The organism is Streptomyces sp. NPDC000941 (assembly GCF_053599555.1).
On sequence record NZ_JBSFMM010000020.1, the window covers coordinates 1 to 13508 of the forward strand.

The 13508-nt window shown below is 71.5% G+C and carries 11 protein-coding genes; 6 read left to right on the forward strand and 5 right to left on the reverse strand.

What is annotated here, in order from left to right; translation table 11 throughout:
* Window positions 1-251: 251 nt before the first annotated feature.
* Entirely contained in the window at window positions 252-773 is a 522-nt protein-coding gene (locus ACWDSL_RS09565; RefSeq protein ID WP_450483494.1) for a DoxX family protein, read from the forward strand.
* Here ACWDSL_RS09565 and ACWDSL_RS09570 read toward each other — a convergent pair.
* The gene (locus ACWDSL_RS09570) at window positions 766-1101 is read right to left on the reverse strand and encodes a hypothetical protein (RefSeq protein ID WP_450483388.1); all 336 of its coding nucleotides are present in this window, start codon (window positions 1099-1101) and stop codon (window positions 766-768) included. The genes ACWDSL_RS09565 and ACWDSL_RS09570 overlap by 8 nt on opposite strands.
* The gene (locus ACWDSL_RS09575; protein ID WP_450483390.1) at window positions 1098-2480 is read right to left on the reverse strand and encodes a PspC domain-containing protein; all 1383 of its coding nucleotides are present in this window, start codon (window positions 2478-2480) and stop codon (window positions 1098-1100) included. Before ACWDSL_RS09575 ends, ACWDSL_RS09570 begins: the two co-directional genes overlap by 4 nt.
* A gap of 156 nt (window positions 2481-2636) precedes the next feature.
* Between ACWDSL_RS09575 and ACWDSL_RS09580 the strand changes: the two genes are divergently transcribed.
* The 3 genes from ACWDSL_RS09580 to ACWDSL_RS09590 all read left to right on the forward strand — a co-directional run bounded on the left by ACWDSL_RS09580 (window position 2637) and on the right by ACWDSL_RS09590 (window position 6565).
* Window positions 2637-4445, forward strand: coding sequence for a protein kinase domain-containing protein (locus ACWDSL_RS09580; protein ID WP_450483392.1), 1809 nt, complete (start codon window positions 2637-2639; stop codon window positions 4443-4445).
* A 114-nt stretch (window positions 4446-4559) separates the two neighbouring features.
* Window positions 4560-5828, forward strand: a complete 1269-nt coding sequence (locus ACWDSL_RS09585; protein ID WP_450483394.1) for a PspC domain-containing protein — start codon at window positions 4560-4562, stop codon at window positions 5826-5828.
* Window positions 5825-6565 (forward strand): LuxR C-terminal-related transcriptional regulator, encoded by a 741-nt coding sequence (locus ACWDSL_RS09590; protein WP_450483396.1) that lies wholly within the window; start codon window positions 5825-5827, stop codon window positions 6563-6565. The genes ACWDSL_RS09585 and ACWDSL_RS09590 overlap by 4 nt, the downstream gene beginning before the upstream one ends.
* A 30-nt stretch (window positions 6566-6595) precedes the next feature.
* On the opposite strand, the gene ACWDSL_RS09595 is transcribed toward ACWDSL_RS09590, so the two are convergent.
* Window positions 6596-7297 (reverse strand): NAD(P)-dependent oxidoreductase, encoded by a 702-nt coding sequence (locus ACWDSL_RS09595; protein ID WP_450483398.1) that lies wholly within the window; start codon window positions 7295-7297, stop codon window positions 6596-6598.
* 134 nt (window positions 7298-7431) lie between these two features.
* On the opposite strand from ACWDSL_RS09595, the gene ACWDSL_RS09600 reads away from it, so the two are divergent.
* On the forward strand, window positions 7432-8136 hold the full coding sequence (locus ACWDSL_RS09600) for a TetR/AcrR family transcriptional regulator (RefSeq protein WP_450483400.1): 705 nt from the start codon (window positions 7432-7434) through the stop codon (window positions 8134-8136).
* Window positions 8137-8388: 252 nt separating this feature from the next.
* The gene (locus ACWDSL_RS09605) at window positions 8389-9279 is read left to right on the forward strand and encodes a hypothetical protein (protein WP_450483402.1); all 891 of its coding nucleotides are present in this window, start codon (window positions 8389-8391) and stop codon (window positions 9277-9279) included.
* A gap of 122 nt (window positions 9280-9401) precedes the next feature.
* Here ACWDSL_RS09605 and ACWDSL_RS09610 read toward each other — a convergent pair whose 3' ends face one another.
* A complete protein-coding gene (locus ACWDSL_RS09610; protein ID WP_450483404.1) occupies window positions 9402-12722 on the reverse strand; it encodes a tetratricopeptide repeat protein in 3321 nt (1106 codons plus the stop codon).
* A 155-nt stretch (window positions 12723-12877) separates the two neighbouring features.
* Window positions 12878-13480, reverse strand: a complete 603-nt coding sequence (locus tag ACWDSL_RS09615; protein ID WP_450483406.1) for a hypothetical protein — start codon at window positions 13478-13480, stop codon at window positions 12878-12880.
* Between the last annotated feature and the right edge of the window lie 28 nt (window positions 13481-13508).

Here is a 13508-nt window from a genome sequence, read left to right on the forward strand (position 1 = left end):
CCGGGGGCTTCAGCAACCCGACCGACACCGTGCTGACCGTGCCGGTGCCGGTGGATGTGGAGCCGGGGCGGGTGGAGGTGCAGGTCGTCACCGCGGCGGGGGCGGAGACAAATCGCTATCCGATCGACGTTCTGGACTGAGTCGCCTCCCCGTTTCCTCCGTAAGGTTTTGTTGACGAGGCAACGGGAGAGGCGGGCGTCATGAGGCATGCTGACAGAACGGTCGGAGCCGGCTCGGGCAGTGTGGGCGGCATGGGCGGCGTGAGCGGGATAGGCGGCAGCGGCGGCACCGGCGGCTGGCGGGACACCGCCGCGCGGTACGCCCTGCTGCCGCTGCGGATCTTCCTCGGGGTGACGTTCATCTACGCGGGGATCGACAAGCTGACGGACTCGGCCTTCCTGGCCGACAGCGGCGTCGGCTCGATGGGCCAGCTGATGCGGGACGTGCGCGACAGCTCCGCGGTGCCGTGGCTGATCGACCTGGCGCTCAAGGACCCCACCAGCTTCGGATACGCCATGGCCTTCGGGGAACTGGCGGTCGGGCTCGGCACCATCGTGGGGCTGCTGGGGCGGCTGGCGGCGTTCGGCGGCGCGCTGATCTCGCTGAGCCTGTGGCTGACGGTCAGCTGGCAGTCGGACCCGTACTACTACGGAAACGATTTGGCGTATCTGATGGCGTGGCTGCCGCTGGTCCTGGCGGGCACCCCGTATCTGTCGCTGGACGTGGTCATCTCCAAGCGGCGCAGGCGCCAGGGCGCGCAGCTGTTCAGCTAGCCCCCTCCCGGTCCTCCTGTACGTCCTTGTGGTCGTCGCCGCTGCCGCGGCCCGCGGGCGGCGCCTCGTAGCGGCGCCGCAGCTCGTCCATGGGCAGATCGCGCAGCGGCGGTGCGGTGTGCTCGGAGAGGCGGGTGCGGCGGCGCCGGGCGCCGAAGGCGAGCGCCGAGACGAGCCCCGCCAGGCACAGCCCGCCCAGGAGGACGGGCAGGGGCGCGAAGGGCGGCAGATCCCACTCCCCGGCGGCGTCCAGGCCGTACGCGAGGGCCGTCCCGAGGACGACGAGTCCGGCGGTCAGCCTGCCGGGCTGGAAGCGGTGGCGCTTCATGACCAGCTCACCTCCACATTGCCCAGGCCGATCTCCAGGTCCAGCCGCAGCGTGCCCTTCGCGGCGCGCCCATCGGCAGGCGGCACGGTCACGGTCCGGTCCCTGCCCGGCTTGATGTCGATGTCGTCGCCCCTCTCGCCCGGCAGCCGGATGTCGCCGAACCCCACATGGATGGTCAGCTCGAGCCGCGTGTCCTTGGGCACGGTGACGGCCAGCTTCCCGGCGCCGACCTCGGCGTGCGTGGTGACGGTCTGGCCCTTCTTCAGGGACATGCGGTCCAGTTTGAGTTCGCCGACGCCCCCGCCCAGCGCGTACGAGCCGTGTACGGCGGCCGTGGAGGTGGGCGCCCAGGTGCGGCGCGACCAGTCGGTGGTGACGGACTTGGGGAGCCAGGCGGCGGCCGCCAGCAGTGCGGTGGTCACCACCGCCAGCACGATGGTGCCCGCGCCGGTGCGGCCGTACCGGGAGCTGACCGCGATGCCGAGCCCGAAGACGCCCAGCGCGCACGCGAACCCGATCTCCAGGCTGGTGCCGAGCGGCCGGGAGCCCCACGTCGCGCTCGCGCCCGCCACGGCCGCCGCCAGGGCGAGCAGAAACGTCCAGCCGCCGATCGACGTCCTCTCGGGCGCTCCGGGCGCTCCGGGCGCTCCGGGCGCCCTGCGGGGCCTGCGGAACGCCGCCCCCCGCCAGGGGGCCCCGGTGGCGTACGAGGCGCCGTCCGAGCCGTCGTCGGGGCCCCACAGATAGCCCGTGTCCGCGCCGACCGGGCCCGTCGTACCGTCCTTGACGATCGGGTCCCGCCACCAGGACGGGTTGCCCCAGGCCGGCGGCGGGGCCTTGGTCTCGGGCGGCGCGTCGGCCACCGCCTGGGCCGTCGCCGGGTCCACCACGCCCCCGCTCTCCGCCTGGTGGCGGTGGCGGGACCAGGTGCCGGCGCCCGCCGCGGCGATGGTCAGCATGATGGAGAAGAAGATCACGCTGCCGTTGTTGAGCATGGACAGGAACAGACCGCAGCCCACCAGCGCGCACAGCACCGCGGTCAGCGCCGGGCCCTCCACCCGGCCCGAGAGCAGCTTGCGGCCCTCGTTCTCCTCCTCGCCCTGGAGCGGGACCAGCAGCCAGCAGAAGCCGTACACGATCAGGCCGAGGCCGCCCGTGACGGCGAGCACCGACAGCACCACCCGGAAGATGACCGGGTCCACATCGCAGAACCGGCCGAGCCCCCCGCATACGCCCGAGATCATCTTCTGATCGCGGCTGCGGCGCAGCGGCGCCCTCGTCGGCGGCCGCGGATCGCCGGAGGCGGCCGGACCGGGACCGGGGCCGGGGCCGGAGGCCGGACCGGGCTCCGGACCGGCGTCGGTGGGTGCGTTGGTCATGCTCACCATGGTGGCAAGCCGCCGGGCGCGGCTGTATCCGTGACAACCCTGGGCCTTCCCTGAGATCTTCCGTCGAGGCCGCGGCGGCTATCGTGGCTGCCGCATCGAACATATGCGGGGGGACATGGCCAGCAGGGGGAGCGGGAGGGGCACACAGTGTCAGAAGAAGGGCGGCTGATCGCGGGGAGGTATCGGCTGGTCGAGCAGATCGGCCGCGGAGGCATGGGCACAGTTTGGCGTGCCCAGGACGAACTGCTGGACCGCCAGGTCGCGCTGAAGCAACTGCACATGTCGCCGCACCTCGCCGAGGAGGAGGTCGCCACCCTCTTCGAGCGCACCCGCCGCGAGGCGCGCAGCGCCGCCCGTATCGCGCACCCCAATGTCGTGGTCGTCCATGACGTGGTGGAGGACTCGGGGATGCCGTGCATCGTCATGGAGTACGTGCCCTCGACCACGCTGGGCGATCTGCTCAAGTCCGGCCGGACCATCGCCCCCGACGAGGCGGCCAGGATCGGCCGCGGCATGGTCGCCGCGCTGCGGGCCGCGCACGCGGCCGGGGTGCTGCACCGTGACGTCAAGCCCGGCAACGTCCTCCTCGGCGACGACGGCCGGGTCGTGCTCACCGACTTCGGCATCGCCATGGCCACCGGCACCTCCACGCTCACCAAGACCGGCGAAGTCGTCGGCTCCATCGACTACATCGCGCCCGAGCGGATCAGGGGCAAGACCCCGGGGCCCTCCTCGGACCTGTGGGCGCTGGGCGCGACGCTCTATCAGGCCATCGAGGGACGGCCGCCGTTCCGCAAGGCCACGCCGATCGAGACCGGGTACGCGATCGCCGTCGACCCGCTCGAACCGCCGGTGCGGTCGGGGCCGCTGACCGGGCTGATCGAGGGGCTGCTGGCCAAGGAGCCCGAGGACCGGCCGTCGGCGGAGCAGACCGAGCGCGCGCTGCGCGGCCCGGCCGGGCTGCCCGAGACGACATCGATGCCAAGGCCCGACCCGGCGGCCACCACCATGATGCCCACGGTCGGCTTCGGTCCCGCGGAGACGTCCACGCCCGGGTACGGGTACCCGGCGGAGATGTCCACGCCGGTGTACGGGCACCCGGCGAACCCGTCCACGCCCGTGTACGGGCACCCCGCCACGCACGCCCCCACGCCGCCGTCCACGCAGCACCCCACACCGCCGCCTACGCTGCACCCCACACCGCCGTCCACGCAGATGCCCACACCGCCGCCCGCGCACGTCCACGGGGCCGGCTTCCCGCCCGCCCCCGTGCCACCGGTGCCCCCCGCCCCGGGCGGTGGCCGGCGCCGCGGGCGTACGGCGCTGTGGACCGCGTCGGCGGCCGCGGTGGCCGTGGCCGGGGTCGCGGCCGGGCTGTATCTGTCGGGCGTCGAATTCGGCGGGGGCAAGGACGACGGGGCGGGTTCCGGGACTTCCTCGCCCACGGCCTCGGCATCGGCGACGTACAAGATCCCGGAGCTGCCCGACGGCTACCACCGGGAGGAGCTGGCGGACTTCGGCGTCTCCCTCCCCGTACCGGACGACTGGAAACGCCAGCCCGACTCCAGCTCGCAGGGCACGGTGGACAACACCCAGGAGGTCAGGTTCCTGGACCCCAGCCAGAAGGCCAGGCTGATGGTCAACGTCATCGACTCGGCGGGCCCCGACCCTGTGAAGCACTTCGAGGGGCTTGAGCCCTCGATCCAGCAGCAGTATTCGGTCTACCAGCGGATGCGCTTGGACAAGACGACGTACCGAGGCCTGCCCGGGGCGATCTGGGAGTTCAAGTTCCAGGGGCGGGAGCGCATGTACCGCGCCATCGACCTCGGCTTCGGCAAGGAGGGCGACAAGGCGTACGCGCTCTACCTGAGCGCACCCGCGGACGAGTGGGACGACTATCTGCCGGTCTTCCGGAACGTCCGGGACGGCTTCAAGTTCGAGAACGGTTCCTCGTAGGTCGAGTCCCAGGTCGAGTCCCAGACCGAGTCCTGGGTCGCGAAACGATCAGTCGGGGAACGATCAGGGGCGACCCTGATACCCGGGCGGAGCCGTTCGTGTGACGATCGGTGCATGACCGCCGCGCCCCCCGCCGCCGAGCCGCCCCCGCGCAAGCTGTACCGCAGCGCCGAGGGGCGGATGGTCGGCGGCGTGGCGCGCGGGCTGGCCGGGCATCTGGGGCTGCCGGTGTCCTGGGTGCGGTTCGTGTTCATCGCGCTGCTGATGGCCGAGGGCTTCGGCGCGCTGGTGTACGCGCTGTTCTGGTTCGTGGTGCCGCTGGGCTTCGGCGGCGTCGAGACCCCCCGTCCGGCGGCCGACCGGGGCGCCGAGGGCGGGCGCCGCATCCTGTCCCGTAAACCGGACAAGGGGCAGGTCTTCGCGCTGCTCGCGCTGCTGGTCGGCCTGGGCGTGTTCGTCGAGAACTTCCAGCTCGGCCGAGCCAACACCTACATCTGGCCGCTGCTGCTCATCGGCGCGGGCGTGGCCCTGGTCTGGCGCCAGGCCGACAACTCCCGGCGCGCCCAGTGGGTCGAGCTCAGCCGCCGCAAGCAGGTGCTGCCGATCGCGCGGGGCGCCGCCGGGGTGGTGCTGGTCGGCGCCGGGGTCACCGGCATCGTCGTACTCCAGGGCTCGGCCAAGCATCTGGGCGCGGTGCTGCAGGCCGCGCTCGCGGTGCTGGTGGGCATAGCGCTGCTGGCAGGGCCTTACCTGGTGCGGATGGCCCAGGACCTCTCCGAGGAGCGCCTGATGCGCATCCGCGCCCAGGAGCGGGCCGAGGTCGCCGCCCATGTCCATGACTCCGTGCTGCACACCCTGACCCTGATCCAGCGGAACGCGGAGGACCCCCGGGAGGTCGCCCGGCTGGCCCGGGCCCAGGAGCGCGAGCTGCGCGCCTGGCTGTACCGGCCGGAGGGCAGGGGCAAGGACGAGGCCGAGGAGCCGGACACGCTGGCGGAGGCGGTCAAGGCGGCCGCCGCGGAGGTCGAGGACCACCACGGCGTGCCGATCGAGGTGGTCGTCGTCGGCGACTGCCCGCTGGACGAGCAGCTGGCCGCGCAGCTGCAGGCCGCGCGCGAGGCGATGGTCAACGCCGCCAAGTACGGTGGCGACGGCGGGGCCGTCCAGGTCTTCGCCGAGGTCGAGGGGGCCACGGTGTTCATCTCCGTACGGGACCGGGGGCCGGGCTTCGACCTGGACGCGGTGCCGGAGGACCGGATGGGCGTACGCGAGTCCATCATCGGCAGAATGCGGCGCAACGGCGGCACGGCGCGGCTGAGGTCCGCGCCGGACGGAGGCACGGTAGTGGAGCTGGAGATGGAGAGGGCGGCGACGACGACATGACCGACGCGAGCGGGGCCGGCCGGCCGGCGGACGGGACGAGGCAGGCGGCGAGCGGGGCGGCGGAGGAGTCGGCACAGCGCCGGGTCCGGGTCGTCCTCGTCGACGACCACCGGATGTTCCGGACCGGCGTCCAGGCCGAGATCGGGGAGACGGCCCGTACGGGTGTCGAGGTGGTCGGGGAGGCGGCGGACGTCGACCAGGCCGTCACGGTGATCGGCGCCACCCGGCCGGAGGTGGTCCTCCTCGACGTCCACCTCCCGGGCGGCGGAGGCGTCGAGGTGCTGCGCCGCAGCGCGGCCCTGATGGCCGCCGCCGACCGGCCGGTGCGCTTCCTGGCGCTGTCGGTCTCGGACGCCGCCGAGGACGTCATCGGGGTGATCCGCGGCGGCGCCCGCGGCTATGTCACCAAGACCATCACCGGCACCGACCTGGTCGACGCGATCTTCCGGGTCTCCGAGGGCGACGCCGTCTTCTCGCCCCGCCTCGCCGGTTTCGTCCTCGACGCGTTCGCCTCCACGGACGCCCCGCCGGTGGACGAGGACCTCGACCGCCTCACCCAGCGCGAACGCGAGGTGCTGCGGCTGATCGCCCGCGGGTACGCGTACAAGGAGATCGCCAAGCAGCTGTTCATCTCGGTGAAGACGGTGGAGAGCCATGTCTCGGCGGTGCTGCGCAAGCTCCAGCTCTCCAACCGCCACGAGCTGACCCGCTGGGCGACGGCCCGCCGCCTGGTGTGACCCTCTGGCCTGCTCCTGGCTGACCTGCGGTCAGTAGCCGATGGTGAACCGCCGCTGGACGAACCGGGGCAGCTCGGCCTCGTCGACCAGCGCGACGGCGGCGTCCTCGATGGAGATACGGCTGCGCCCCTCGGCGTCCAGGACCGGCTGGTCGCCGCCGAGCCGGAAGCGGCCGGTGCGCTCGCCGGGGGCGATGTCCTCGGCCGGGCTGAAGTAGGTCCACAGCCGGTTCGAGGTGCGCAGCACGTTCAGCGCGTCCCGGTGGCCGCGGACCGCGGCGGCGTACTCCCTCGGCAGGCCGAGCGAGTCCAGCGCCGCGTACAGCTCGTCGTCGGAGTCGGCGCGCGTGACCCCCGGCCTGATCTCCAGGCTTCCCGCGCCGCCGATCACGATCAGCCGGGTCCTGGGGTGGCTCTCCAGGGCCTTCAGCAGCACCTTGGCGGCCGTGGCGTAGACGGTCGGATCGGCGATCGAGCGCCGCACGGTGTCCGCCATGTCCTGGGCGGCGTTGCCCGGCTGGAAGCCGCTGATCAGGACGTCGAGGCCGGGCAGGACGGCCGCCACGCCGTCGGGGTCGAGGACGTCGACGCTCTTCCACACCACGTTTTCGCGGTCCTCCTCGATACGGGAGGCGTCGCGGGTGAACGCGATGACGTCATGGCCCCGGCCGAGGGCTTCGGTGACGACGCGCTGTCCGATGTTGCCGGTGGCGCCAATGATTCCTATGCGCATGAAAGCAGATCTCCAATGGCGGAAGGTGAGCCTGTACGGCGTGCCTATACGACGTGCCTGTACGGCGTGCGGTGACTATACGGCGTGAAGTTTTAATACGGCAACCAAGGACTGTGACGCTGTAGAGTGCTCCCGTGGGCACGACGACGGGACGCCGGGAGAGGCTGCGGGCCGAGACGACGGCCGAGATCAAGAAGGTCGCGCTCGGGCTGATGTCCTCGGGCGGGCCGGACGCGATCACCCTGCGCGCCATCGCCCGCGAGATGGGCATGACGGCCAACGCCATCTACGGCTACTTCGCCACCCGGGACGACCTGGTCACCACGCTGATCAGCGATGTGTACAGCTCGCTCGCCGACGCCGTGGACGCCGCCCGGGACGCCTGCCCCGCCGACGACCCGGCCGGCCGCATCGCGGCCTGGGCGAACGCCTTCCGCGACTGGGCGCTCACCAACTCCGAGGGCTTCCGGCTGATCTACGGCGACCCCGTACCCGGCTACCAGGCGCCCGAGACCAGCGCCGCGCCCGAGGCCGAACACCGCGTCTGCGCCGGGCTCACCGGCCTGGCCGCGGGGGCCTGGCCGCATGCCAAGGAGCTCTACCCGGAAGCCGAGTTCGAGTGGTCGGACTTCGACCCCAAGCTCGCGGCCGAGGTGCGCGAGGAGTTCCCCGGTCTGCCGCCCGCCGCCGTGGCCATCGCGCTGCGCATCTGGGGCCATCTGCACGGCCTGGTCTCACTGGAGATCTACGGCCATATGCGGGTCCAGACCCCGCGCCCCGACAAGATCTACCGCGCGGAGCTGGCCCAGCTGATCCGCGGTCTTGGCCTGCCCGCGTAGGCCCTGTCGTCAAAGTCCCGCCGGGTCCTCGTGCGCGGGGGTCCGGCGAGCCACGAACTCCCCTAAAGAACGTGGGTAAAGAACTCCCCACCCACCCACCCTTCCTCCACGTCACCCGTACGAGTGACCGGCTTGCGGGTGTGGGATGCAGGCGGTTACGTTCGCCGCAACAACCCCAGACAGACGACGGCCCCCGCAGGGACGGCAATCCCGAACGAGGGCCTGACCACACAGGAAGATCGACCCTTCCCGATGGCTGAGCCGCAGTCTAACGCGCATGCGCGCCCCGACGCCGGAGCATCGACCTCCGGCGTGATCCACGTCCGTACCCGTCTCACTCGCGACTTCACCGTGATCGCCAACGCCCTTGCACAGCGGCGCGGAAGCGCGGTCACGATCGGCGTGGCGGCCTACATCCTCTCGCTGCCCGACGGAGCGCCCGTGAGCATCGCCGCACTGTGCGAGCACTTCACCGAGGGCGAGATCCTGATTTCGCGAGCACTCAGGGAACTGGAAGCAGCCGGTTATCTGGAACGGCGCCGCGAGCGCGGCCCCGGCGGCCTGATCCGTACGCGCACGTACTTCCGCGACGTACCGCAACGGGACCTGCCCACCCTGCCACCGCGCCCCCGAAAGGCCAGACCGCAGCCCACGGCCGACACCGTGCCCACACCAACTCCCGTACGCCCACTGGCAGCGACGCCGACGCCGCAACCCACCCTCGCCGAGGCCGATGAACAGGCTGTCGCCCTCCTCGCCTCACTGCGCATCGCCGACCCACGGCTGATCCTGTCCCGACGCGAAGTGGCCCAACTCGCCCCCGCCGTCACGCAGTGGCTCGCGGCAGGCGTGGGGCCCAGGCAGATCACCAGCGCGCTCACCGCCCGCCTCCCGGACCGCTTACTCGCCCGCCCGGCCCGCATCCTGGCCTTCCGCCTCAGCGAACCACCCCTCCCCGCCCCCGACTCCGCCGCGCCCACGCCCCGCACACCACCCCCGGCCGTACCCCTGCCCTGGCAGACCTGCGACGGCTGCGAACGCCCCCTCCGCGCGGCGGAGCCCACCCGCTGCCGCGACTGCAGGCACAGGGAGGACGTTCCGGCATCCGCCACCTCTGCCGAGCATCTGCCTGCGGCCTGCTGAGCGACAGGCTGCCCAGACCGCGAACCAGGAGGTTGCGGACTGGCTGGGGGACTGGACACCCTCGGCTTCCTGACCGGGTTTCTCTCATCGGTGACGGCGGCCGCGCTGCATCGCGCGGCCGCCTAGTCGGTCCGGCTGAGGCGTTCGAGCACAGCTCGTCTGCCGTTCAGCAGCCAGGAAGTGTCCGGCAGGAACTTCAGGCTCTGGTCGTAGCAGGCCAACGCCTCCTCCAGCCGTCCGAGTGCCTTCAGAGCAGTCCCCTTCTGGCCCCAGGCCCAGCCTGCCCAGACGCCATCGGGCTCCGTGGCGAGGGCGCGTTCGGCGCAGGTGAGCGCGTCCTCGTGCCGGTCCAGCGCGCTCAGCGCGAGGGACTTCTTGGTCCAGGTCCACGGCACCTCGGGGTCGAGTGCGATGGCATGCTCGTAGCAGGGCAGAGCCTCGTCCGGACGGCCGGACTCACGCAGAGCGTCGCCCTTGTTATCCCAGGGCAGTGGCGCCTGCGGGTCCAGTTCGATGGCGCGCTCGTAGCAGGCCAGTTCCTCCTCGTCGTGCCCGTGCAGCCTGCCGTGGATCAAGCCCTTGAAGGCCAGCAGGTCGGCCCAGTCCTCACCGGTGCGCTGAAGCTCCTCGCAGCACTCCATGGCCCGCTCGTACTGCCCGAGCTCGACGGCGGCCCGCAGGATGTTCCAGCACACGTCCCGTTCGTCGGGGTCGATCTCGGCCGCCCGTTCCAGTACCTTCATGGCCTCTGCCGGACGCCACAGCCACAGCAGCACGCGTCCCTTCTCCAGAAGGGCCGGGACGTAACGGGGCTCGACGGAGAGGGCTCGGTCCAGGTCCGCCAGCGCTTCGGCCTGCCGGTTCTGCCGCCGCCGCAGCAGGGCCCGGCCGAAGAGGCAGTTCTCGGCATCCGGCCGCAGCTCCAGAGTGCGGGCGTACGCCTGCTCCGCCTCCTCGAGACGGTCCAGATCCCGCAGCGACACCGCCTTGCCGTTCCACAGCTTTCCGTCGTCCGGCCAGATCGCCAACCCCTCGGTGTAACAGGTGAGTTGCTCGTCAGAGCGGCCCAGCTCGCCCAGGACCCAGCCGGTGCTCACCCACGCGTCGACGTTCGTGGGATCGAGCTCCCGCCATCGCTCGAAGCAGGGCAGGGACTCCTCCGTGCGACCGAGCTTGTCCAGGATTTCGCCCCTCTGCCCCCACAGTGTGGGGTCGTCCGGCACCGCTTCCACGGCCTGGTCGATCCAGGCGAGTGCCTCCTCGTGACGGCCCAGCTCTCGCAGTACGCAGGACTTCCCGGTCCAGGCGACGGCGTAGCCGGGAACGAGTTCCACGGCGCGGTCGTAGCAGGGCAGGGCCTCCTGCGAGCGGTCCAGTACGTGCAGTGTCTCGGCTTTCTTGAACCAGGCCCAGGCCTTCTCCGGATCGAGTCCGATCGCTCGTTCGTAGCAGGCCAGCTCCTCCCCGTCGGACCCGTGCATGCTGCGGTGGATCAACCCCCTGAACACCAGCAGGCCGGCCGTGTCCCCGGCCATCCGCTGCTGCTTCTCCCAGTACTCCAGGGCCTGCTCGTACCGCTCGAGCCGGTAGGCGGCGCGCATCATGTTCCACCAGACGTTCTTGTCCTCCGGCTTGATCTCAGCCGCCCGTCGCAGGACGTCGAGGGCTTCGGCCGGACGAGACAGGTCCAGCAGCGTGACTCCTTTGTGGAGGAGCCCTGAGAATCCGCGGGGTGCGACGGTCAAGGCCCGGTCGATGTCCACCAACGCATCGGCATGGCGGTTCTGCAGGCGTCGCAGCAGGGCCCGGGTCAGCAGGAGGACCGGGTTGCGCGGGTCCAGCTCCAGGGCTCGGGCGATCGGGTCCTCCGCTTCCCCGAGACGCCCCAACTCGCGCAGGGCGATGGCCTTCTGCCCCCACACGAGAGCGATGTCGGAACGGAGCGTCAGAGCGCGCTCGTAGCACTCCAGAGCTTCCTCCCGCCGCTCCAAGAAGTGGTTGAGGACGTTTCCCCGGACCAACCACGCGCTCGGCTCGTCCGGGTTCAGCTCGACCGCGCGATCATGGGCTGCCAGCGCTTCTTCATGCCTGTCCCAACCGCTCAGGGCCATGCCGCGCACCTGCCACAGCTTGCTGCGGGTGACGTCGCTGTCGCCGTCCTGCTCGGCCGTCTCCAAGCCGTGTTCCACCGCATCCAACGCCTCGTCGTAGCGGTGCAGGTGGTACAGCCCCAGCGCCCTGGACACCCAGTCCTCGGCAGTCAGGCGCGGCGGCTTCGGGGGCGCCGGTGCCGGGCGCTCCAGCACCTCGCGATACACCCCGTCCAGCAGCTCGCGCACCGCCGCGAAGTCCGACGGCCGGTCCTCCCGGTCCGGCTCGGTGCACTCGCGGATCAGTTGGTAGAGCCGGGTACGGCGGACACGCCGCTCGACGGTGCGGTCGATGTACGCCTTGGCCCGCCCGTTGGCGGGCGGCAGTACGCCGGTGACCATCTGGAAGAGCACCACGCCGAACGCGTACACATCGGCGCGGGTGTCCAGCACGGCTCCGGGGACGAACTGCTCGGGTGCCATGTAGCGCGGCGTCCCGGCCACCGTCGTGTACAACGCCTGTGCATCGGCCCGCAGCTCACCCAGGCCGGGAAGATCGGTGTCGCCGGAGTCGAAGGCACGGGCCAGCCCGAAGTCGGTCACCCGCAGTGTCCGATCCTCGGTCAGCAGGCAGTTCGCCGGCTTCACGTCCCGGTGCACCAGGCCCAGCTGCTTGTTGGCGTGGCGCAGCCCGTCACACAGATGCCGCGCGAACCGCAACGCCTCCGCGGGCGGCAGCGCGCCGTCCGTCATCACGCCGGCCAGGTCGCCACCCTCGGCGTATTCGGTGACCACACAGGGCAGCCCCTCGATCCACTCCACGTGGTGGGCGGGGGCGACGTGCCGGTGCGGGCGCAGCCGTACCCAGGTCAGCGCCTCACGCTCGAACCGTGCCCGGTCCGCGTCGCTCCACAGCAGCCGGGTGTCGTAGGTCTTGAGCACCTTGCGCTTGCCGGTGTCGCTGGCACGGACCACGTACACGACGCCGAATCCGCCACGCCGCACGTCCAGCACAGTCCAGTGGCCGATGTGCCGGTGGCTGGCCAGGTGCTGGCCGACCTGAAAGTTCTCCCGCCCCTGCTGCTCGGGCCGCATGCTCCGCAGACCGGCCTCGGCGGCCGAACAGGACGGGTCGATGGACAGGGCCTGGGCGTAGGCGCGACGCGCCATCTCGGTACGGCCGAGGCCGCGGAACGCGTCGGCGAGCTCGACGTGGGCGGCCGACCGGTCCGGCCGCAGCACCACGGCTTCTCCCAACAGCCGCCCGGCCTCCTCGAACCGACCTGCGGCCAGCGCGGCGCGGCCCAGGGCGGCGAAGCGGCCGTAGTCGGCTTCGGCGTCGACAGTGTCCATCTCCCACCACTCCTGCCGCACTGTGCTTCACCTGCCCGCCCCATTCCTCCTTTGGGACGGGCAGAAACGGGAACCGAGCGCGCCCCGTGCGACGGAAGGCTACCGGCGGTTGTCCGGCACCGGTCCCGGCGCAGGCATCCGGCTCCAACCCTGCGCTATTCGGTGGCCTGGACGGCTGCGAGGTAGTCCGTCCAGCTGTTCTGGGCGAACTGGGACCAGGCGTAGGTGGTGCTGGGATGGATGCCGAAGAGGTCGCTGACCACGATGGACGGAAGGTCGGTGATTGCTTCGATCATCGCCGTGTTGCGGGCGCTGATGCCGGGCAGACCGTGTTGCCTCAATGCGTGGTGGACCGCCTCGGCACTCCGCGGACGGTTCGGCGGGCGCCCGGGAAAGAGGAAGCCCGATTCGCCGTCATGCGGCTGTTGGAGCACTGACGTGCGGCAGCTGGGGCTGGCGATCCGCTGCTCGATGAGGACTGCGAGCTTGGGCGGGCCCTTGCCGGTCAGGTGCCGGGCGACGGCCCAATGGATGAAGGCTGCGAGTCCGCGATGCCGGGTGGGGTGGGTGGTCAGCCAGAGATCGAGGTCCTCCTGGCGAAGGCCGACGAGCGTGATCGACTTCTCGTCCAGCCAGTTCATGTACAGCTCGACCTGCCCGGGCTTCATGACGAGGCGGGTGGATTCCCTGCGGCCGTCGCGGTGGTGGACGGTCACGGGCAGTACGGCTTGCTCCTCATCATGGTCGTAACCGCCCACGAGAGTGGGGGCAGGGGGCGGGCGACGG

What these genes read in the sequence shown, in the direction of transcription:
- ACWDSL_RS09565 (WP_450483494.1), top strand. Translation starts at nt 252, where the DNA reads ATGGGCGGCGTGAGCGGGATAGGCGGCAGCGGCGGCACCGGCGGCTGG.
- ACWDSL_RS09570 (WP_450483388.1), bottom strand. Translation starts at nt 1,101, where the DNA reads ATGAAGCGCCACCGCTTCCAGCCCGGCAGGCTGACCGCCGGACTCGTC.
- ACWDSL_RS09575 (WP_450483390.1), bottom strand. Translation starts at nt 2,480, where the DNA reads ATGACCAACGCACCCACCGACGCCGGTCCGGAGCCCGGTCCGGCCTCC.
- ACWDSL_RS09585 (WP_450483394.1), top strand. Translation starts at nt 4,560, where the DNA reads ATGACCGCCGCGCCCCCCGCCGCCGAGCCGCCCCCGCGCAAGCTGTAC.
- ACWDSL_RS09590 (WP_450483396.1), top strand. Translation starts at nt 5,825, where the DNA reads ATGACCGACGCGAGCGGGGCCGGCCGGCCGGCGGACGGGACGAGGCAG.
- ACWDSL_RS09595 (WP_450483398.1), bottom strand. Translation starts at nt 7,297, where the DNA reads ATGCGCATAGGAATCATTGGCGCCACCGGCAACATCGGACAGCGCGTC.
- ACWDSL_RS09605 (WP_450483402.1), top strand. Translation starts at nt 8,389, where the DNA reads ATGGCTGAGCCGCAGTCTAACGCGCATGCGCGCCCCGACGCCGGAGCA.
- ACWDSL_RS09610 (WP_450483404.1), bottom strand. Translation starts at nt 12,722, where the DNA reads ATGGACACTGTCGACGCCGAAGCCGACTACGGCCGCTTCGCCGCCCTG.